Origin of the sequence: Thioalkalivibrio paradoxus ARh 1, assembly GCF_000227685.2 — a bacterium.
Taxonomy (GTDB): domain Bacteria; phylum Pseudomonadota; class Gammaproteobacteria; order Ectothiorhodospirales; family Ectothiorhodospiraceae; genus Thioalkalivibrio; species Thioalkalivibrio paradoxus.
Genome location: NZ_CP007029.1, coordinates 2,182,661 through 2,203,210, shown reverse-complemented (window position 1 = coordinate 2,203,210; position 20,550 = coordinate 2,182,661). Strand labels below are relative to the sequence as shown.

Sequence of the window (20,550 nt, the reverse complement as noted above, 5' to 3'; positions counted from 1 at the left end):
GCGCCGGCCCCAGAGGGGTCGTCCTTGGGTGAAATCATCTGATGGGATCCTTGAGACTACAGTGCAGTCGATTCTCCCCGACGCATTGCACATGCGCAAGCCGACCCGGCCCTGGGGCAGGCCAGGGTCGCTCTCGGAAGGGATCCGCGTGCTAAAGCAGCCCGCGCTGACTGCTGATCTGCAGCAGCGTGGTCAGGAACAGGAAGCCCGCGACAATCGCCGCGGCCAGCAGTTGCAGCGTCAGGCCGGAGTACCAAGCCTCGCGCCAGGGTAGGCCGGTGAGCCTGAGATACGTACCGTACAACGCCCCGGAAGCGACCAGGACGGCCGCACCGGACAGGAAAACCAGAATGTCCATCTCTGCTCCTCCTCTCGAACAGGCGGCGCGATTGTGCCCAAGGACCCGTCTATCGGCAAGTTTCTCGATCGGCGGTGCCGGAAAATGCCCGGAAGGGCGGCGGATTCCGCCAAGGCTGCGCACACGCCCATATCGCAGGACTGCACGAGCCGCGACGATGACCCGAAGCGTGGCGCCGGGGCTGGCGGTGCGAACGACGCGGCAGGGACGATGCTGCGATGTCTTGCCCGCGGGCGGGCAGGACGCGAACGGTGGCCTGCCTGTCCTCAGCGGGCGACGGCGGCGTCGGGGTTGCCGAAACGTTCCTCGAGGTAGTGGATGATGTCCGAGGACTCGTACATCCATTCCACCCGGCCGTCCGGATGCTCGATGCGCAGGCAGGGCACCTGAATCTTGCCGCCGCCCTCGAGTAGCGCCTCGCGGTGCTCGGGGTCGAGTTGCGCGTCACGCAGTTCGACGTTCAGACCCAGGCGTTTGATCGCGCGGCGCGTTTTCACGCAGAACGGGCAGGCGACGAACTGATACAGCGCCAGACGCCGGGTCTCGGCATCGACCTTTGCCTGTTCGGCCGGGTCGCGCTCCATGCTCTTCGGTGTGGTCAACTTGTCACCCAGAAGCAGGATGGGGGTCAGCACTGCGCGCAGTGCACGAAAGAAGGTTCGGATCAGGATGCGCATGGCGCGCAAGGATGCCACGGTCGGCGGCCGGCATCCAGCCCCCGATACCGGGGGCTTCGTTGCCAGCCAAGCGCATTCCCAATGCCGCAGACCCGCTGGGCGATTCTCAGGGCTGCATCAGGCTGGCCAGGAGCTCGGGCTGACAGTTCAGATACTCGGACGACGCCAGCCACTCCTGATCGGGATAGTACGAAAACATGAACTGCCCGTCCTTCAGGTGATCGACGACCGCGTCCGCGATCTCGGGGCGTACGGCAGGGCAGCCCTGGCTGCGCCCGATTCGGCCCTGCCGTTCGATCCAGGCGGGATCGACGTAATCGGCTGCATGGATCACGATCGCGCGGGTGCGCGCGTTGTCGTTGATACCGGGTTCCAGCCCGTCCATGCGCAGCGAGTAGCCGTGGCGCCCGTAATAGCTTTCCTGGGTGCGGAACAGGCCGATGCTGGACTGGTGGCTGCCGCGGACGTTGGAAAATTGGGTGGCGAAGTTGTCGCCGGAGCCCTGTCCGTGGGCAACGAGTTCTTCGAGCAGCAGTCCGCGGCCTGGCAGGTCGAAGATCCACAGCCTGGGCTCGGACGAGGGCAGCGAGAAGTCGATCACTGCCAGCCGATCGGCTGGCCCCGTTCCGTTGGAAACCGCGCAGTGCATGGCCGCAACGGCCTTGGCGAGCACCACGCGGTTCAGCGCCGGGGCCTCAGCCGCGAGATCCTCCACCAGTGCGCGTTCGGCGGTCGCAGCGGCTGCCGGGTTCCATAGCATGAGAGCGATTACGGCTGCCGGCAGCAGCCGGCGCAGGGTCATCGACATTCGGTACCTTCCTGAAATCGAGTGGGTGCGGGTCGCCGGGCAAGGGAATCGAAAGCGCCCGCTGCATCACCCGCGAAATGAACACAAAGGCACGTCGGACGGTCCACTACCTACAAGGTCGTGGAGACCGTCAGGCGCCGTTTCGGATGCGGTGGCCCCCTCTGCGGCCGCCGCGTTTGGGGTGGTATGGTACCAGCCTCGGGAGGCGAGAAAAACCATTGGTGGCGCTCGGATACATGCTGGCTCCGCTCGTTGCGCTGCTGCCTGCAGTGGCAACGGCCGTCGACCCCGGCGCGCAACACACCGCAGACCGGATTCGGGCGGCGCTGGTCGCGACCCCGGCGGCAATGGGTTGCACGATGCCGGCGGACTCCGGGGCCCGGTGGCGGGAGCTTGACGCGCTCACACGTTTCTATGGCGAGCGGGGTTACCGGCCCTTCTGGAGCACGGGCGATCGTCTGGACCAGCTGCTTCAGGCCCTGGACGGATTGGTCGATGACGGACTGGACCCGCGGGCGTATGGTGCCGCGGCGATCCGCGAGCGTCGGGCAGACGAGCAGCGGTCGGTGCAGGATGCCGCCTGTCTCGACCTGCTGGCGACGCATGCGTACCTGAGTGCGTTTTTCGACCTGGCCCTCGGGAACCTGGATCCGGTCCACGTGGAACCGTTGTGGCGCGCCCCGGGCATGCAGCGGCCGCGGCCGGATTGCGAGCGACTGATCGACATCGCCGTGAGCACGCCCGACGACGTGGCGGCCGGTTTGGCTCGCGCCCGTCCTGCTGCACATGAGTATCACTTGCTGCGCAAAGCTCACGGCCGGCTTCGGGAGCAGACAGACGACGCCGATTGGCAGCCCATACCGGGCGGGCCACTGTTGCGCGAGGGCATGACCGACCCGCGCGTGCCGGTGCTGCGCGCCCGGCTGGAGGCCGCGGGTTTCGCCGGAGGCGCGACCCCCGGCAGTCCGGTCGATCGCTACGACGCGGCACTGGCCGAGGCCGTCGCGGACTTCCAGCAGAGGCACGGCCTGGCGGTCGATGCGATCGTCGGGCCGGAGACGCTCGAGGCGCTGAACGCCTCGCCGGAGGCGCGGCGCGCGCAGATCGCGGTCAACCTCGAGCGGATGCGCTGGCTGGCCGGCGAGCAGAAAGATATCTACCTGCTGGTGGACGTCGCCGGGGCGCGGATCCAGTATTTCCGCCAGGGCGAGGCGGTGTGGACCGCCCGAGCCCAGGTCGGTCAGCCGACGCGCCGGACCCCGTTGCTGAAATCCGAGATCACGCACCTGACGTTCAATCCGACCTGGACCATCCCGCCGACGATCCTGCGTAACGACGCGCTGCCCGAGATCCGCCGTGACATCGGCTATCTGGCGCGCAACCGGATTCGGGTGCTCGATCGTTCCGGGGACGAACTGCCGCCGGAAAGCGTGGACTGGAACGACCCTGGTGGAATCGTGCTCCGCCAGGACGCGGGGCCGCACAGCGCGCTGGGGCGGGTCGCGATCCGGTTTCCGAATCCTTTCCATGTGTACCTGCACGACACCCCGAATCAGCAACTGTTCGCCGCCGATCGGCGTGCGTTCAGTTCCGGCTGCGTCCGCGTGGAACGGGCGATGGAACTCGTCGACCTGCTGGTCGCCGACGGGACCGATGGCGGCGCCGAGCGGGCCGAGGCGTTGCGCGCGGGCCGGCGCACCGTGAATTTCGACCTGCCGCGCCCGGTGCCGATCCTGATCGCCTACTGGACCGCCAGTGTCGACGATCGTGGCGAGGTCGTGTTCCGTCCCGATCTCTATGGACGTGACGACGCGCTTGCCCGCGCCCTGTCGGCAAGGCAATCCGACCGTCCCGTACGTCCACCCTGTTCGTTTCCGGTCGAGGCGCGGGATCCTTGAGGTCCGACCGTTGCCGGTCTCGGACCAGGTCGCAAAAGGAAAACCCGGACATCGCGGAAAATTCAAGTGCAACCAGTGCCGTTTCGGTACGGCCCCGTGTTCGTCAGTGCGTTATGACCCTTCCGGCTCCCTCATCCCCGAGCGTGAACGTGAAAGTCACGGCCTGTCTCGTGTTCCGGGCCACCCGTAGGGCGGAAGAGCGCAGCGTCATCCGCCATACGGCGTTCGCAGTGCCCAGGCGCCCGCGGCACTCCCCAGCGCCGGCTGGCGGATGACGGCCTTCGGCCTTTTCCACCCTACGCCTCTTTCATCATCGGGGGTGGCCGCTGGCCATGGTAGTTAGCCCCCGCAGCCGATCAGCTCCAGCTTCTGTCCTGGCCGGATCAGGTACCGGGGACCCGCGATGCCGTTGGTCTGGGCGATGCCCCGGGTGCTGGGGCAGCCCTGCTCGCTGGCGATGGTCGACAGCGTATCCCCGGAACGCACGGTATAGATGCGCGTCGCCAGCAGCTCCCGGCGCTCGTCGCGCGAGTCGTGCAGATTCTGCGCGAGCGCGCGTCGAGGACCGCCCTGGCAATGCTGGTGGTACGCAGCGACCAGCGCAGCCGGGGCCGCCAGGCGGGTGCCGGCCGGCAGGCGCTGGTCGTGCTCGAAGCGGGGGTTGAGATTGCGCAGGGTCCGGAACCAGCCGGCGCGTGTGCCATGCTGGCCCAGGCAGATCGCAAGCTCACTGAGCGTCATCGGTTCCAGCAGTTCGAGACGAGCGTGGTCGCCATCTGCACGAGGGAACTCGAGCCCGTGCTCGTCCGGATGCAGGAACAGCCAGGCGGCTGCCAGCACGTAGGGAACGTACTCCTGGGTCTCGCGCGGCAGCTGCCCGAAGATCTCCGGGTTCCAGAAGCTTGGGTCGTCGGTGCCCGCCGCCAGCCGCCGAATACGACCCTCACCGCCGTTGTATGCGGCGAGGGTCAGCTCGAGGTTGCCGTCGAGCTGGGCGAGCTGTTCCCTGAGATAGGCGACGTTGGCACGCGTGGCTGCCGTCGGATCGAAGCGCATATCAAAGCCATCGTCGGGGCGGAGCCCGAAGCGCCGTCCGGTGTGCGCCATGAACTGCAGCGGGCCGGCGGCCCCGGCCCGGGACACGGAATGCACGCGCCCACCCGATTCCTTTGCGAGGATGCCGAACAGCAATGCCTCCGGCAGCCCGGCTGCCTCGTAGGTCGGCCACATCAGCGGACGCAGGTACAGGTAATGCTCGTAGGCGTCGATCAGCGACGGCCGCATCCAGGTCAGCCAGTCGTGCAATGCGGCCCGGACCAGGCTGTTCAGGTCGATGAGTTCCGCCAGGTCCCGGCCGTCGAATGGAGCCGGAGTGCCCGCAGCGTCCGGTTGCAGCACGACCTGTGGGGGTTCCGGGTCGGGCTCGGGTTGGATTTCCACGTACTCCTCGGCCGCTCCCGCGAGTACATCGCTGCGCAGCGTCAGCAGGTTGTGATAGGCGGCCATGAAGCGCTGCACTTCGCAGCCCGAGGTCTCGGCACACAGCGCGCCTGCGGCAGCCAGATCCGAGATGGCGCGCTCGATGCCGGCCCGGCCAGCGGCCGGCTGTCCGATGCGAATCGCGTCGACTCCCGCCTGATAGCGGGCCACCGCAGTGTCGAGTGCCCGGTAGAGGCCATTGACGCCTTCCTCGTCCACCGGCGCGGCCAGCGCAGTCGAGGCCAGTCCCCATGCGGCCGCGAGCCACAGGATGGCCGCTCTTTTCAGCCCAGAGTTCATCGTCGGCGCTCCCGGTATCGCCCAGCCCACATTCTCGCCGATCACCCGGTCGGGTTGTAGCCTTCGAGAACTCGCGCGCCCAGGTCCGGATCCCCGCTTGCAATCCCGGACCCCGGGTCCATACTCGGTGGACACCCCGAAGAGGAGGCCACGCATGTTTCTCAAGGACAGCAGTAACGGCCACCTGGTGGAGGTGCTGGACACCGCGGCGCTGTTCGATCCGTCGGAGACGCACTTCGAGGGCCGCTACAACTGGGGCGAGGATCTTCCGGATCCTGAACCCTTCGCGAAGGCCACGATGATCTTTCCATCCGGGGAGGCGCTGCCCCGTTGCTGGCTCGACATGCATTACCGGGACGACGAGTTGCGTCGTTGACGGTCAGCGCGCGTCCGCCACTCGACCACGGCAGCCGTAGACCCGGTGGATTGTGTTGCAAGCCATCGGGTCTACCATGCGCCAAGACGCGCGCGGCGGTTTGCGTTCAAGCCAACCTTCGTGAAGCTGCTCGCCATCCCAGGAAGTGGATAGTCGGTCGGGCATTCATCGGCGTGACTTTTTCCCGGCATGCGTTCTTGCGAGCGATTCGGTGTTTCGCTCGTCGGGCCGCAACGCGGCTGCAGCGTGAGCGGGCTGCACGCTGCACGCAGAGCCGGCCATCCTGACGTACCATAGTGCGTTCGAGGATCGTTGGGCCGGAAAAGGGGGCAGTCGTGAACAGGTCGTTGATCGTGACATTGATCGGGCCGGATCGCCCCGGGCTGGTCAGCGCCGTTGCCGCCTGCGCGGAGGGTGCGGGCGCGAACTGGATGGAAAGCCGCATGGCCCAGCTCGCGGGCCAGTTCGCCGGAATCGTGCGGCTGGAAGTCGATTCCGACGCTGTTCTGCCACTGGAGGCGGCGCTACGCGGGCTCGAAGCCGAGGGCCTGCACCTGACGATCGAGCACGGCCGCGAAGTTGTGGAGCCGTCGATCGAGCCGTCGATACGGCGTGTGCAACTGAGTCTGACGGGCCACGATCACCCGGGGATCGTACGGGACATCTCGGGCGTGCTGCTGCGCTACGGGATTTCCATCGATGGACTGGAAACCGGATGCGAGCCCGCGCCGATGTCGGGCGAACCCGTGTTCCGCGCCGAAGCGGATCTTGCCGTTCCCGCTTCGGCCGACCTGCATGCGCTGCAGGACGATCTCGAGGCCCTGGCCAACGAACTGATGGTCGATCTCGAGCTGCACGATGCCGCGCCTGCCGAGCCGCCGAATCGATCGAACGCAGCCACGGGCCGCTGACCCGTCGCAATCTCGAGTCGCGGTCCACCGCTGTGCTAGCCTTCCGGGATCGTCGGCCGCGGCAACGCCAGCTTCGCCGGGCGAGTGGATTCGGGACCAGGGAGGGCAGGGCTTGGGATCGTTTCGTTTCCTGCACGCAGCGGACATCCATCTGGACAGTCCGCTGCGCGGGCTGAGCGGGCAGGAGGGCAGTGCGGCAGAACGTATCCGCACCGCGACCCGCGAGGCGTTCGTCCAGCTCGTCGGGGACGCGATCGACCGGCAGGTCGACTTCGTGGTGATCGCCGGCGATCTCTACGACGGCGACTGGCGCGACTACCGTACCGGGCTGTTCTTCGCGGCGCAGATGGGGCGCTTGAACGAGGCCGGCATCCCGGTGTTCCTGCTGCACGGCAACCACGACGCCGAGAGCCAGTTGACGCGCAGGCTGACGTTGCCGGACAACGTCCGGGTGTTCGGTGCGCGCAGGCCCGAGACTTTCCGGCTGGACGCTTGCGGGGTCGCGCTCCATGGCCAGAGCTTTGCACAGCGGGAACTGCGCGAGAATCTGGTGCCCGCCTATCCGGATCCGATCCCGCATGATTTCAATATCGGCGTGCTGCATACCGGTCTCGGCGGGCTCGGCGGGCACGAGAACTATGCGCCCTGCGCGCTGGGCGATCTGCTCGCGAAGGGCTACGACTACTGGGCACTGGGACACGTGCACCAGTTTCAGATCCTGCACCCGCAGCCTCCGGTGGTGTTTCCGGGCAACCTGCAGGGGCGCCATATCCGCGAGGCCGGCGACAAGGGGGCCGTATTGGTCACCGTGGAAGCGGGCACGGCGGTGGACGTGGCGCCGCTGGCCGTCGACGTCGTGCGCTGGAGCCGGGTTCAAGCGGATCTGACCGGCGCCGGCAGCCTGGGCGAGGCGGTCGAACGGCTGCAGGCGGCGATCGCCGATGCCGTGGCGGCCGAGGGGCAGGGGCGCCTGCTCGCGTGCCGGGTCGAATGCCAGGGATCGACGCCGATCCACGGCGAGCTGCAGGTGTCGGGCGACCGCTTGCTCGCGGAGGCGCGGGCGGCGGCAGTCGGGCTCGGCACCGACGCGGCCTGGGTGGAAAAGGTCGTGGTGGCGACCACGGCGACCGGAGCCGAGCGCACCGAGCCCGCCGGCGAACTCGAAGCGCTCTGGCAGGAGGCGGCCACGGACCCGGAATTGCTGGCGCGGCTGGCCGAGGATCCGGGGGCGATGCTGCGCCGTCTGCCCTACGAACTGCGGGCGGAGTTGGAATCCGATTCGATCCTGACGACCGCCCTCGCGGAGGATCCCGCGGCGCTGGCGATGACCGTCGTGCCCTGGCTCTCGCAGCGCCTGGCCGGCGAGGGCGAGGAGGACTGAGCATCGTGCGACTCGCCCGGCTGGACCTGCTGCGCTACGGACACTTCACCGGACGGTCGATCCCGCTGCCGCAGAACGGCCCGGACTTCCACATCGTGTTCGGGCCCAACGAGGCCGGAAAGTCGACCGCGCTGGCGGCGATCGAGGATTTGCTGTTCGGGATCCCGATGCAGAGTCGCTTCGGCTTTCTGCACGAATACCGCGATATGCGGGTCGGCGCGCGGCTCGAGCACGACGGGGCCTCGCTCGAGATCCTGCGCCGCAAAGGCAACCGGGAAACGCTGCTGGACACCGACGAGGTGGCCCTTCCCGAGGGCGAGTCGGCTTTGGCCCCTTTTCTCTCGGGTGCCGACCGCGCGTTCTTCGAGCGGATGTTCTCGCTGGACCATCCACGATTGCAGCAGGGCGGGCGCGAGATCCTGGAGGCCAGGGACGAAATCGGACAGGTGCTGTTCTCGGCAGGCGCCGGCATCGGCGGGCTTCGCCAGCGGCTCGCGGCGCTGGAGCGCGAGGCGGACGCGATCTGGGGTCCGCGCCGCGCGGCGCGCCGCCGGTACACCCAGGCGGCCGATCGGCTCGAGCAGGCCGACCGCGAACTGCGCGAACACACGCTGACCGCGAGCCAGTGGCAGAACTACCGGGATAGGCTCGACGCGGCGAACCAGGCCTACGCCGACGTCGCCGACGAACTCGAGCGCCGCTCGGCCGAGGCGCGCCGGGTGGCGCGGATCCGGCGCGTCTACCGGGAGGTCCGGCAACGGTCCGAACTCGAATCGCGCATCGCGGAACTGGGCCCCGTGATCGAGTTGCCCGAAGACGCCGGCGAGCAGCTGGCCGACGCCGAACGCGTCGAGGCCGATGCCGGCATTCGCATCGAGATCCTTGCCGACCAGTTGCGGCAGGCGCGCGAGCAACTCGCGGGGATCCCATGCGATCACCGGCTCCTCGCGGCCGAAGACGAAGTCGAGCGTCTGCAGGTCTGGGGCATCGAGGTCGCCCGCGGGCAGCGCGATCTGCCCAAGCGCGAGGCCGAACTCGACGCCGCCGGGCAGGCGCTGATACGGCTCGCGGCCGAGCTTGGCGTTCAGGCAACGGAAACGGATGCGATCGTCGCGGCGATTCCCTCCCGCGCCGCACTCGCGGCGGTCCGTGTGCTGGGGCAGCAGCGTGGCGGGCTTGCCGCCGCGCTCGCGGCGGCCGATGCGGCGCTGCGCGACAGCCAGGCGCAGTGCGAACACCTCGACCGGCAGCTGGCCGCGATCCCTCCGGTACCGGACCGCGAGCGGCTCGCCGCGGTCGTTCGTGCAGTGCGCGAACTCGGCGATCCGGGGGTTCGGTTGCAGGCCGCACAGGCCGCCGCGCACGACGCTGCGACACGGGTCGAGCAACTCGCGTTGGCGTTGCATCCGCCGGTGTCCCCGATCGCAGGGCTTCCGGAAGTGCCGGCGCCCCCGCTGGCGGCGATTCAGGCGCAACGGGACCGGATGCGCGAACTGGACCAGCGGCTGGCTGACCTGAGCCGCGAGCGCGATGCGGCCGGCATCGAGCTGACGCGGGCACGGCAGCAGTACAAGGAAGCGTTGACCGCTGGCGAGGTGATTACCCGCGACCAGCTGCAGGCGGTGCGGGAGCACCGCGACCGGCTGTGGCGCCTGGTCAAGGCGCGGCATCTCGGAACCGGCGCGGTCTGCCCCGAGGACCGGGAATGGATGGACCGGTCCGGAGCCGATCCGCTCGCTGCGTTCGAACCCGCGCTGCACGAGGCCGACGCGGTGGCCGACCGGCGCTTCGAGCAGGCCGAAATGCTCGGTCGGCTGGACGAACAGGCGCTCCGGATCCGGGCCAGCGAGGCGGTCGACGCGGAGCTGCGCGGCCAGCAGGACCGCCTGCTGGAACAGCAGGCCGCGCAACGGGCGGAATGGGCGCAAATGTGGGACGCGGCCCCGTTCGCGCCGCTCGATCCCGACACGATGCTGGACTGGATGGAAACCCGGCGCGGGCTGCTCGACGCCCTGCAGGCGCAGGACGCAGCGCAGGCCCGGCTCGAATCGGAACGGGAGGGCGAACAGGCGGCCCGGAAACGCCTGCTGGAGGCCATGGCGGACGTCGGCGGTGCGGGGAGCGAACTCGAGTCGGAACCCGTGGCCGTGCTGCTGGAACGCGCGTCCGAGCGTCTGGCACGCCTGCAGGAGGCCGCGCGCGAGCGCCAGTCGCTGCAGCAGGCGCGCGCCGACGCGGAAAGGGAGCGGCTGCGCCGGACGGCGCAGCATGGCAGCGCGGATGCAGCGTGGCAGGACTGGCGGCAGCGCTGGGACAGCGCGATTACCGAGCTGGGTCTGAATCCCGGCGCCGAGGTCGAGGAAGCCGACCGGCAACTCGCCGGCTTCGAGGAAATGCGCGAGCTGGCCCAGCAGATGGCCGGGCTGCGGCGCGACCGCATCGACCGGATCCGCGCCGATGCCGCCGAGTTCGAGCGGGCCGCGGCAGCCCTGCTGCCCCGGGTCGCCCCGGATCTCGCGGCCCGGCCCGCCGGCGACGCGGTGCGAGTACTGAAGCAGCGCCTCGATGCCGCCCGTGCCGCGCATGAGCGCCGACGGGAGCAGCACAACGAGATCCGGCGGCTGGAGGAGGCGCTCGCCGCACGCGAACGGGAACGCCACGCCGCACGCGAGTCCATCGGGCACCTGCTGCAGGCCGCGCGGGTCGAGCGCATCGACGAACTGCGCGAGGCGATCCGGCGGTCCGATCAGTGGCGCCGGCTGAACGGCGAACGCGACCGCGTGGTCGCGTCGCTGGAACGCGAGGGTGACGGGCTATCGCCGGCAGCGCTGGCGCAGGAATGCGCGGATGTCGACCTCGACCGCCTGGCGGCACAGGAAGAAACGCTGCACGAACAGCTGGCGGAGCTGCGGCAGCGCCTGGCGGCCAGCGCCGAACGGCGTTCGGAGGCGCGCGAGGCCTTCGAGGCGCTGGGCGGCGGCGACGCGGCTGCGCGTGCCGCGAGCGAGCGCCAGGAAGCGCTGGCGGAAATGCGCGACGCGGCCGAGCAGTATGTGCGGGCGCGCACAGCGGCCACGTTGCTGCGCTGGGCCATCGACCGGTATCGGCGGCAAAAGCAGGGGCCGTTGCTCCGGCGCGCAGGCGAACTCTTTTGGCTGCTGACGCTCGGCACGTTTCAGGCGCTGCGGGTCGACTACGATGACCAGGACCGCCCGCAACTGACCGGCCTGCGCGACGGGGGGCGGGCGGTGCCGGTGCTCGGACTGAGCACCGGCACCGCGGACCAGCTCTACCTGGCGCTGCGGGTCGCGTCGGTCGAGGATTATCTCGAGACGGCGCCGGCATTGCCGTTCGTCGCGGACGATTTGTTCATCAACTTCGACGACGCGCGCGCCGGTGCCGGGCTGGAAGTGCTGGCCCAGCTGGCGCGGCGCACGCAAGTGCTGTTCTTCACCCACCACCGGCACCTGGTCGACATCGCCCGCGAACGCCTGGGCAACGCGGTGCAGGTAGTGTCGCTGGACGGCTTCGACGGGTAGTGGCGGAACCTGCACCGCCGGGCGGGCTCCGAGCGCACGTGCGGTTGCGGTGCCGCCAGAGATGCCAGCCGGCAGGCTGTCAGGACCGAGCGCCGAGCGCGCGCAGTGCAGCACGCAGCTCCTGACGCCACGGGCGCCCGGGTTGGCCGATCAGCGCTCTCAGCGACCCCTTGTCGAGCAGCGAACACGGCGGGCGTACCGCAGGCGTCGGGTACTCTCGGGCCGGAATCGGCACGACGCGGCAGCCGGCGACATCGAAACCCGACAGCTGTGCCTCTTCCTGGATGGCTACCGCGAAATCGTACCAGCTTGCGACGCCGGCATCGCTCCAGTGGTGCACGCCCGATGCACCCGCCTCGATCGCCGCCAGGATTGCACTGGCCAGACTCGCGGCGTGGGTCGGCGTGCCGACCTGATCCTCGACGACGCGGAGTTCGCTGCGCTCACGCATCAGGCGCAGCATGGTCAGCAGGAAGTTCCCACCGTGCGCGGCATAGACCCACGAGGTTCTCAGGATCAGTGCCGAGTCGCCCAGTGTGTCGTGCACCGCCTGTTCTCCGGCGAGCTTGCTGCGGCCATAGACGTTCAGCGGAGCGGTGGCGTCGTCCGGCCGGTAGGGTCGCGCGAGACGGCCATCGAATACGTAGTCGGTGGAGACCTGCACCATATGCGCGCCGAGCATGCGCGCGGCCCGTGCGAGCTGCGCGGATCCGTCCCGGTTGATCGCGAACGCACGGTCCGGCTCGGTTTCCGCCCGATCGACCGCGGTGTAGGCAGCCGCATTGACGATCCAGTCGGGCCGAAACGCCTCGACCGCGGCCGTCACTTTGGCCGCATCGGTGATGTCCAGCGCCGAACGGTCCAGGGCGAGGGCTTCGTAGCGTTCTGCGGTCAGCCGCTGCAGTTCCCGGCCCAGTTGCCCGCCAGCGCCGGTGATCAGGATCCGCATACGCCGCTCATCGGGAACTCACTGAGAACACCGGAAGGCGTTGCGGCTCGATCGCATCCAGGCACCGGGCCTGTGCATCCTTCTGCGACAGCCGGGGCTGTCGGACCGGCCAGTCGATCCCGAGCGCCGGATCGTCCCAGCGGATGCTCAGTTCGGTCTCCGGATGGTAAAGGTCGGTGCATTTGTAGCAGAACAGCGCGTGTTCGCTGGTCACGCAGAAGCCGTGTGCGAAACCCTCCGGAACCCAGAGTTGGCGCTTGTTGGTGGCGGACAGCAACGCGCCGACCCAGTGGCCGAAGGTGGGAGAGCCAACGCGCGCGTCGACCGCGACGTCGAACACCTCGCCTTCGAGCACATACACCAGCTTGCCCTGGGCATGGGGGTGCTGCAGGTGCAGGCCCCGCAGGATCCCGTGTCCCGATCGGGAGACATTGTCCTGCACGAATGCGCGTTCGATGCCGGCGGCAGCGTAGCGTTCGGCGTGGTAGGTTTCCATGAAGAACCCGCGTTCGTCACCGAAGACTTGCGGTTCCAGCAGCAACACGCCCGGCAGCGCCGTCTCGAGCACCTTCATGCGAACACCGGTTCGTCGAGGAGGCCCAGCAGGTATTGCCCGTAGCCGTTCTTCGCCAGCGGCTCGGCCAGACGGCGCAATGCCTCGGCGTCGATGTAACCCTTGCGATACGCGATCTCCTCGGGACAGGCGACCTTCAGCCCCTGGCGCTTCTCGATGGTTTCGATGTAGGTCGACGCCTCCAGCAGCGATTCGTGCGTGCCGGTGTCCAGCCAGGCCATCCCGCGCCCGAGGATCTGCACGCGGAGCAAACCGCGCTCGAGGTACCAGCGGTTCACGTCGGTGATCTCGAGTTCCCCGCGCGCCGACGGCCGGAGACCAGCGGCGACCTCCGCGACCTGTGCGTCGTAGAAATACAGCCCGGTGACCGCATAGCGCGAACGCGGCCGCGCCGGCTTTTCCTCCAGATCCACGGCCCGGCCCTGCGCGTCGAAGGTCACCACGCCGTAGCGTTCCGGATCCTGTACCGGATAGGCAAAGATGCAGCCGCCGTCCGTGTTCTGCCCCGCCTGCAGCAGCTCGCGCGTCAGCTGGTGACCGTAGAAGATATTGTCGCCGAGCACCAGGGCACAGGGTGCATCCCCGATGAAATCCCGTGCAATCAGGAACGCCTGCGCGATTCCGCCCGGCTCGGGCTGGACCGCATAGCGGAGCGAGATGCCCCACTGGCTGCCGTCGCCCAACAGCTGTTCGAAGCGCGGCGTGTCGCCGGGCGTCGAGATCAGCAGCAGGTCGCGGATGCCGGCGAGCATCAGCGTGGTCAGCGGGTAGTAGACCATCGGCTTGTCGAACACCGGCAGCAGCTGTTTCGAGACCGCGCGGGTTACCGGGTACAGCCGGGTTCCCGAGCCACCCGCGAGAATGATGCCTTTGCGGGCGGGCGGATCGGCATGAAAAGGGGATCGGGCCATCGGTGGTTTCCTGTGGTGCCTCTTGCGCCGTGGTCGCGGTCAAACCACGCCGATACGTTCCAGCCGGTAGGCCCCGGACAGCACCCGGCGCCACCAGGCGTCGTTATCCAGATACCAGCGCAGCGTGCGGTGCAACCCGGATTCGAAGGTCTCGAGCGGTTGCCAGCCGAGTTCCGAGCGGATCTTGCCGGCGTCGATTGCGTAGCGCTGGTCGTGTCCCGGGCGATCGGTGACGAACTGGATCAGTTCGCGGTGGCTCGACAGCCCTGCACGGTGCCGGGACAGGTTCTCCGGGCAGAGTTCGTCGAGCAGCCCGCAAAGCGTTTCGACCACCTCGAGATTGCGCCGTTCGCTGTTCCCGCCGACGTTGTAGGTTTCGCCCGGGCGTCCGCGATCCAGAATCGAGAACAGCGCCCGGACGTGATCGTCCACGTAGAGCCAGTCGCGCACGTTCGAGCCGTCGCCATAGACCGGCAGCGGGCGGCCGTCGAGTGCGTTCAGGATCATGTGCGGGATCAGTTTTTCCGGAAACTGGAAAGGGCCGTAGTTGTTCGAGCAGTTGCTGGTCACCACTGGAAGCCCGTAGGTATGGTGCCAGGCGCGCGCCAGATGGTCCGAGGCGGCCTTGCTTGCGGAATACGGCGAATTGGGCTGGTACGCGGTATCCTCGCGAAACGCTCCGGTCGCGCCCAGCGAGCCATAGACCTCGTCGGTGGAGACGTGCAGGAATCGGAACGCGTCGCGGCGTTCTGTCGGCAGTCCCGCCCAGTACGTGCGCGCCGCGTCGAGCAGGGTATAGCTGCCGAGTACGTTGGTGTCGATGAACGCGGCGGGTCCGGTGATGGATCGGTCCACATGGGATTCGGCGGCGAGATGCATCACCGCATCCGGCTGATGGTCGCGGAACACGCGCGCGATCTCGGACGCGTTGCGGATGTCGACCCGCTCCAGCAGGTGGCGCGGGGAGTCCGCCGCCGGACCCAGGGACTCCAGATTGCCGGCGTAGGTCAGGCAGTCGACGTTGACCACGCGGTCTGCCGTATTGGCAATGCAGTGGCGGACGACGGCCGACCCGATGAAGCCGGCGCCCCCCGTCACGAGGATGGTGCGCGTCATGTAGCACTCGCTCCGCTGCGATCCGCAAGCGTAAAAAAAACCGGAAGGATACCAGCCGGATGCAATGAAGCGTGAATTCTGCCCGCGGGGCGCCCGCTCGCGGCGGCCCCATTGTCGCGAGCGGGCAGTTCCGGTTAGAATTCAGCCCAAACGATACCCCAGAGCGGTCCGATCCAGGCGCAACGACGCGGGCCGTGGGTATCGCCGAAATCGCGGCTTTCGTGCCCGCCCGGGCCATTTCGCAATTCCGTGCAGCCGCTTTCAATTGATCCCTGCGCCCGGTAGCGGGCGCCGCCGCAAGCGTGTCTGCAATGCCCGAAACTCAACCGATATCCGCCGGCCCGCATGATGCTCCGCTGCGTTTGGGGGAGCACCTCGTACAGGCGAACAAGCTGTCGGCGCGCGATCTCGAGCGCGCGCTCGCGGCCCAGCAGGAGATGGGCGGGCTGCTCGGGCGCGTGCTGGTCAAGCTGGGCCTGGTTTCCGAACACGACGTCGCGCAGGCGCTGGTGGCACTGCGCGGCTTTGCGTTCGTGGAGGCCGAGCATTACCCGGAGGTTCCGCTCGCGCTCGACTCGGTATCGGTCGAGTTTCTGGTGAACCATCGGTTGCTCCCCTGGGAGATCGACGATGGACAGCTGAAGGTCATCACCAGCGAGCCGGACAACGAGTACGCGCTGAAGGCGCTGCGTCTCGCGACCGGGTACCCGGTCGCGCCGGTACTGGGCCTCGACACCGATATCGACGCAGCGCTGGAGCGGCTCTACAGCGACGACGAGTCGGACCAGCCGGAGGCCGACGAGGCCGTGCCCGGGGAGGTGCTGGACGGGGAGTTCGTGGAACACCTGCGCGATCTGGCGAGCGAGGCCCCGGTGATTCGCCTGGTGAACGGAATGATTGCGGAAGCGGTCGAGCGGGGCGCTTCCGATATCCACCTCGAGCCGACCGCGGGTGACCTGCAGCTTCGTTTCCGGGTCGATGGCGTGTTGCTGTCCGGTCAGTCGGTGCCCTCCGGTCTGGCCCCGGCGGTCACCTCGCGGGTGAAGCTGCTGGCGCGGATGAACATCGCCGAACGGAGACTGCCGCAGGATGGGCGCATCATGATTCGCCTGAAGGGGCACGAGCTCGACCTCCGGGTATCGAGCCTGCCCACGATCCATGGCGAGAGCGTGGTGATGCGCGTGCTCGACCGCCAGAGCGTCCGCTACGGCCTCGACGACATGGGTTTTGCACCGGCGACGCTACGCCGCTACCAGGGGCTGCTACAGCGACCGCATGGAATCCTGCTGGTCACCGGCCCCACCGGTTCCGGCAAGACGACGACGCTTTATGCCTCGCTGGGGGAGCTCGATTCTCGCACGCGCAAGATCGTGACGGTCGAGGATCCGGTCGAGTACCAGCTCGAGGGGATCAACCAGATTCACGTGCATGCCGACATCGGGCTCACCTTCGCCCGCAGCCTGCGTGCGATCCTGCGGCAGGATCCGGACATCATCATGATCGGCGAGATGCGCGACCGGGAAACTGCCCAGATCGCGGTGCAGTCGGCGTTGACCGGGCACCTGGTGCTGTCGACGCTGCATACGAACACCGCTGCCGGTGCGATCGTTCGCCTCGAGGATATGGGGGTGGAGCGCTATCTGATCACTTCCAGCGTGAACGGCGTGCTGTCGCAACGGCTGGTGCGCGCGCTGTGCCCGGACTGCAAGGCCCCGCAGGCACTGGAATCCGGGGTGCTGGCAGATCTACGCCTACCCGAGGTGGTCGAGCCAGGGCAACCCGTGACGGTGTTCGAACCGGTCGGCTGTGAGCGCTGCGGGCATACGGGATACCGTGGGCGTCTGGGCGTGCACGAGCTGTTCGTGATGGACGAGGCGATGCACCGCGCCGTGCTCGACGGGGCCGATGCGACCACGCTGCACGCAACCGCCCGCCAGGCCGGCATGCGCACGCTTCACGAGGACGGGCTGCGCAAGGCGGCGCTGGGCCTTACCTCCGTGGCGGAGGTTCTGCGGGTGACGCAGGATCAGCAGCTGGATGCCTGATTTCCACTATCGCGCTGCCCGCAGCGACGGCAGTATCGAGACCGGCACGGTGACCGCCGATGCCCCCGAAAGCGCTGCACGGCAGCTGAAACAGCGTGGCTTGACGATTCTGGCGGTCGATGTCGGCGGTGGTCGCGCCGATAGCGGCGCCACCCGGCAATCGGCCGGCAAGCGCCGGCGCCGCCGCGCGATACGCCCGTCGGACATCCTGCATTTCACCCGGGAGATGAGTGTCTTGCTGCGCGCCGGGCTGCCGCTGGACCGTGCGCTGAAGTTGAGTATCCGGATGAGCCGGCACGCAGGCATGGTCGAACTGATGGAGGATCTGCTGCGCTCGGTGAAGAGCGGCAAGGGCCTCAGCCAGGCACTGCGTCCGCATGCAAGTCACTTCGGCGAGTTCTATATTAATATGGTGCGGTCCGGTGAGGCCGGCGGTGATCTGGCCCGAGTTCTGGAGCGGCTCATGGAATCGCTGGACCGCACCCGGGCCCTGCGCGAGGCGGTCGTTTCGGCCCTGGTGTATCCGACCATTCTGGTCGTGGTGGCGCTGTTGTCGCTCGGGCTGATGCTGGCATTTGTCGTCCCGCAGTTCGAGGCCATGTTCGCCGACGTGGGCGAGGGTCTGCCCTGGCCGACCCAGGTGGTGCTGGGGATGGGGGAATTGGCCTCCCAGGGCTGGTGGGTGATGGTGCTGCTGTTCATCGTCACGCTGCTGGCCGGCCAGGCCTTTGCTCGCAGCGAGCGGGGGCAGCTCCGCGTCCACACCTGGGCGCTGCGGCTTCCGCTGGCCGGAGAACTCGTCCGGCGCTTCGAGGTGACCCGATTCGCGACCACGCTGGGGACGCTGCTGGCGAACGGCGTCGCGCTGCTCGAGGCGATGCGTATTGCCGCGGGCACCGTGGGCAACCGGGTCTTGCGCGACGCGGTTTCGGAATCGGTGCCAGCGATCAAGCAGGGCAGCCGGGTGGCGCCAGCGCTTGGCCAAACCGGGGTGTTCCCGGATCTTGCGGTCCAGATGATCCAGGTGGGCGAGGAGAGCGGGCGCCTCGACGAAATGCTGCATGAACTCTCGCGGGTGTACGATGCCGAAGTCCAGGCCGGGATCAAGCGTTCGCTGACGCTGCTCGAACCCGCGCTGATCATCATCCTGGGCGCATTGATCGCCGGGATCATCGTCTCGATCCTGCTGGGCATTCTTTCAGTGAACGATCTGGCGCTCTGAGGTCGGGCGCCACCGAGGACTATTCATGTCGACAGAAACAACACTGCGCAGGCGCGGCAGACGTGGCTTCACTCTGGTGGAGCTCCTGGTCGTGCTTGCGATTCTCGTATTGCTGGCCGGTTTGGTCGGCCCACAGGTTCTGAACCAGCTGGGCGGCGCCAAGTCGAAAACGGCGCGGATCCAGATCGAGGATCTGGTCCAGGCGGTCGAGATGTTCAAGCTGGACGTCGGCCGCTTCCCGAGCAATGCAGAGGGGCTGCCGGCGTTGGTCGTCGAGCCGGCTGGAGTGCAGAGCTGGAACGGTCCCTACCTGCGCCGGCGCCAGGTGCCGCAGGATCCCTGGGGCAACGACTATCTCTACCGCAACCCCGGCGAGCACGGCGATATCGACATCTACAGCCTCGGAGCCGATGGCCAGCCAGGCGGTTCCGGGGAAAACGCCGTGGTCGGAAGTTGGCAATAAGGCGTCTGCCCATTCCTCTGCCTCGAGCCCCAGGGCTTCAGACCGTTCGCGGCTTCACTCTGGTCGAGCTGCTGGTGGCGCTCGCGGTGCTGGCTGCCTTGGCCGCGCTGACGCCTGCGGCCGTGTACTTCCTGAAGCCGGCGATGGATTACCGCGAGGCAGTGGGTGGCAGCTATCGCATGCTGCACCACGCGCGTTCGCTGGCGATCCGGCAGGGTGAGGCGGTCACGGTCTCGGTCGATCTGGAGCGCCGCGAGGTGCGCATCGAGGGGCGCGCCGAGACCCTGCGCATCGCCTCGGAGATCGGGCTCGATGTGACGGTCGCCGGCGAGTTCGCCGAGGACGGGATTGCACGTTTCCGTTTCTATCCCGACGGCAGTGCGACCGGCGGCACGATGACACTACGGCGTTCGGGGGGGCGGCAGGCAACGGTCACGCTCGATTGGCTGACCGGGCGGGTGCGCGTCGAGGGAAGTGCGGGCCGTGTCTGAGCAGCGGTGTCCGCCGGCGAGTGGCCGGAGATGCCCCGCGGTTGCTCGCGGCCGACGGCGCCAGCACGGATTCTCGTTGCTCGAAGCAGTGGTGGCGTTCACCATCGCGGCGATGGCGCTGCTCGTGCTCTATCAGTCGGCGGGCAGTGCATTACAACGCGTGGGCGAGGCTGAGGCCTACACGTATGCGCTGGCGTTGGCGACATCGCTTCTGGGAGCGCGCGACGAGTTGCCCCGGGGAGGGCTGTCCGCCGCCGGCGAAACCGAGGATGGATTCGCGTGGGAGATTCGTTCGGCGCCGCTCGAGGCCTTCGGCGATGCGCTCGAGTCACCGGTGCCGCTGCACCGCGTCGATGTCACGGTGCGCTGGCGTTCCGGTTTTCGCGAACGCAGCGTGGACCTGCACAGCGTGCGCCCGGAAGGTCGGGAATGACGATTCGCCGGGCGCGCAGGCAGGGGTTCACGCTGGTCGAGGTCCTGGTTGCGGTCACGCTGTTTGCCCTGATCATGGTTGGCCTGGTCGGAGGAATGCGTACGCTGGCCACCAGCGCCGATGCGGTCGACGAGCGCAGCCGGGAGATGGACGACATGCGGGTGGTCCAGGACTTCCTCGCGCGAGCGTTCGACCTGCATCGGCCGATCGCGGTCGGACAGGGGCGCGATGTCCGCCCGGCGTTCACCGGCGAAGCGGAGCGGTTGGCCTGGTCGGGAGCGCTTCCGGCGCGTCACGCGCCCCATGGCCTGTTCTGGCTTCGGCTCGAGCTGGACCGGCGGGCCGCGACCGGCGATCAGCACCCGTTGACGCTGTGCTACGCGCCGCTGCCGGCGGGCGCGGTCGTCGCATCGCTGCCGCAGGACTGTGAACGGCACGTGTTGCAGCCGAAGGTCGAGGTGTTCGAGGTCGCGTACCGCGAACCGGGGGGAGCCACCTGGCTGGAATCCTGGGCCGACCCCGCGCGAATGCCGGCGGCGATCCGTGTTCGGGTGAAGGCGGGTGGCCGCTGGTGGCCGGAGCAGATCCTGCGTCCGAACGGGCACCCCGAATGACCGGG

General features: G+C 68.2%; 19 protein-coding genes and 1 pseudogene. 12 read left to right on the top strand and 8 right to left on the bottom strand.

Annotated elements, in window-relative coordinates:
- Positions 1–151 precede the first annotated feature (151 nt).
- From THITH_RS09940 to THITH_RS09930, 3 genes are all read right to left on the bottom strand, one after another.
- A complete protein-coding gene (locus THITH_RS09940; protein ID WP_006748257.1) occupies positions 152–358 on the bottom strand; it encodes a hypothetical protein in 207 nt (68 codons plus the stop codon).
- Between the two features lie 266 nt (positions 359–624).
- Positions 625–1,035: a glutaredoxin family protein gene (locus tag THITH_RS09935; RefSeq protein WP_006748258.1), complete on the bottom strand. Its 411-nt coding sequence runs from the start codon at positions 1,033–1,035 to the stop codon at positions 625–627.
- A gap of 106 nt (positions 1,036–1,141) precedes the next feature.
- Positions 1,142–1,843 (bottom strand): murein L,D-transpeptidase catalytic domain family protein, encoded by a 702-nt coding sequence (locus THITH_RS09930; protein ID WP_006748259.1) that lies wholly within the window; start codon positions 1,841–1,843, stop codon positions 1,142–1,144.
- Between the two features lie 236 nt (positions 1,844–2,079).
- Between THITH_RS09930 and THITH_RS09925 the strand changes: the two genes are divergently transcribed.
- Positions 2,080–3,741, top strand: a complete 1,662-nt coding sequence (locus THITH_RS09925) for a L,D-transpeptidase family protein (RefSeq protein ID WP_025367464.1) — start codon at positions 2,080–2,082, stop codon at positions 3,739–3,741.
- Positions 3,742–3,854: 113 nt separating this feature from the next.
- Positions 3,855–4,084: pseudogene (locus THITH_RS19255) on the top strand (hypothetical protein).
- Here the strand turns inward: THITH_RS19255 and THITH_RS09920 are convergent.
- Positions 4,081–5,520, bottom strand: a complete 1,440-nt coding sequence (locus tag THITH_RS09920) for a lytic transglycosylase domain-containing protein (RefSeq protein WP_006748261.1) — start codon at positions 5,518–5,520, stop codon at positions 4,081–4,083. The pseudogene THITH_RS19255 and the gene THITH_RS09920 overlap by 4 nt on opposite strands.
- A gap of 154 nt (positions 5,521–5,674) precedes the next feature.
- On the opposite strand from THITH_RS09920, the gene THITH_RS09915 reads away from it, so the two are divergent.
- From THITH_RS09915 to THITH_RS09900, 4 genes are all read left to right on the top strand, one after another.
- A complete protein-coding gene (locus THITH_RS09915) occupies positions 5,675–5,896 on the top strand; it encodes a hypothetical protein (protein ID WP_006748262.1) in 222 nt (73 codons plus the stop codon).
- A 335-nt stretch (positions 5,897–6,231) separates the two neighbouring features.
- Positions 6,232–6,807 (top strand): glycine cleavage system protein R, encoded by a 576-nt coding sequence (locus THITH_RS09910; RefSeq protein ID WP_006748263.1) that lies wholly within the window; start codon positions 6,232–6,234, stop codon positions 6,805–6,807.
- A 112-nt stretch (positions 6,808–6,919) separates the two neighbouring features.
- Positions 6,920–8,188: a metallophosphoesterase family protein gene (locus THITH_RS09905; protein WP_006748264.1), complete on the top strand. Its 1,269-nt coding sequence runs from the start codon at positions 6,920–6,922 to the stop codon at positions 8,186–8,188.
- 5 nt (positions 8,189–8,193) lie between these two features.
- Positions 8,194–11,727, top strand: a complete 3,534-nt coding sequence (locus THITH_RS09900) for an ATP-binding protein (protein WP_006748265.1) — start codon at positions 8,194–8,196, stop codon at positions 11,725–11,727.
- Between the two features lie 79 nt (positions 11,728–11,806).
- Here the strand turns inward: THITH_RS09900 and rfbD are convergent, their stop codons facing one another.
- From rfbD to rfbB, 4 genes are read right to left on the bottom strand one after another with little or no spacing between them, the layout of a single operon-like run.
- On the bottom strand, positions 11,807–12,676 hold the full coding sequence (rfbD, locus tag THITH_RS09895; RefSeq protein WP_006748266.1) for a dTDP-4-dehydrorhamnose reductase: 870 nt from the start codon (positions 12,674–12,676) through the stop codon (positions 11,807–11,809).
- A 7-nt stretch (positions 12,677–12,683) separates the two neighbouring features.
- On the bottom strand, positions 12,684–13,250 hold the full coding sequence (gene rfbC / locus THITH_RS09890) for a dTDP-4-dehydrorhamnose 3,5-epimerase (protein ID WP_006748267.1): 567 nt from the start codon (positions 13,248–13,250) through the stop codon (positions 12,684–12,686).
- Positions 13,247–14,161, bottom strand: a complete 915-nt coding sequence (rfbA, locus tag THITH_RS09885; RefSeq protein WP_006748268.1) for a glucose-1-phosphate thymidylyltransferase RfbA — start codon at positions 14,159–14,161, stop codon at positions 13,247–13,249. The genes rfbC and rfbA overlap by 4 nt, the downstream gene beginning before the upstream one ends.
- Before the next feature lie 39 nt (positions 14,162–14,200).
- Complete coding sequence (gene rfbB / locus THITH_RS09880; protein WP_006748269.1) at positions 14,201–15,277, bottom strand: dTDP-glucose 4,6-dehydratase; 1,077 nt, start codon at positions 15,275–15,277, stop codon at positions 14,201–14,203.
- Positions 15,278–15,639: 362 nt separating this feature from the next.
- On the opposite strand from rfbB, the gene THITH_RS09875 reads away from it, so the two are divergent.
- From THITH_RS09875 to THITH_RS09850, 6 genes are read left to right on the top strand one after another with little or no spacing between them, the layout of a single operon-like run.
- Complete coding sequence (locus THITH_RS09875; RefSeq protein ID WP_025367463.1) at positions 15,640–17,322, top strand: GspE/PulE family protein; 1,683 nt, start codon at positions 15,640–15,642, stop codon at positions 17,320–17,322.
- A complete protein-coding gene (locus THITH_RS09870; protein WP_006748271.1) occupies positions 17,315–18,544 on the top strand; it encodes a type II secretion system F family protein in 1,230 nt (409 codons plus the stop codon). The genes THITH_RS09875 and THITH_RS09870 overlap by 8 nt, the downstream gene beginning before the upstream one ends.
- 25 nt (positions 18,545–18,569) lie before the next feature.
- Positions 18,570–19,007 carry a type II secretion system major pseudopilin GspG gene (gspG, locus tag THITH_RS09865; RefSeq protein WP_006748272.1) on the top strand — a complete coding sequence of 146 codons (438 nt, stop codon included), beginning with the start codon at positions 18,570–18,572 and terminating at the stop codon, positions 19,005–19,007.
- The gene (locus tag THITH_RS09860) at positions 18,998–19,498 is read left to right on the top strand and encodes a GspH/FimT family protein (RefSeq protein ID WP_025367462.1); all 501 of its coding nucleotides are present in this window, start codon (positions 18,998–19,000) and stop codon (positions 19,496–19,498) included. The genes gspG and THITH_RS09860 overlap by 10 nt, the downstream gene beginning before the upstream one ends.
- Positions 19,482–19,931 carry a prepilin-type N-terminal cleavage/methylation domain-containing protein gene (locus tag THITH_RS09855; protein WP_084222654.1) on the top strand — a complete coding sequence of 150 codons (450 nt, stop codon included), beginning with the start codon at positions 19,482–19,484 and terminating at the stop codon, positions 19,929–19,931. The genes THITH_RS09860 and THITH_RS09855 overlap by 17 nt, the downstream gene beginning before the upstream one ends.
- Positions 19,928–20,545 carry a prepilin-type N-terminal cleavage/methylation domain-containing protein gene (locus THITH_RS09850; protein WP_006748275.1) on the top strand — a complete coding sequence of 206 codons (618 nt, stop codon included), beginning with the start codon at positions 19,928–19,930 and terminating at the stop codon, positions 20,543–20,545. Before THITH_RS09855 ends, THITH_RS09850 begins: the two co-directional genes overlap by 4 nt.
- The last annotated feature ends 5 nt before the right edge of the window (positions 20,546–20,550 follow it).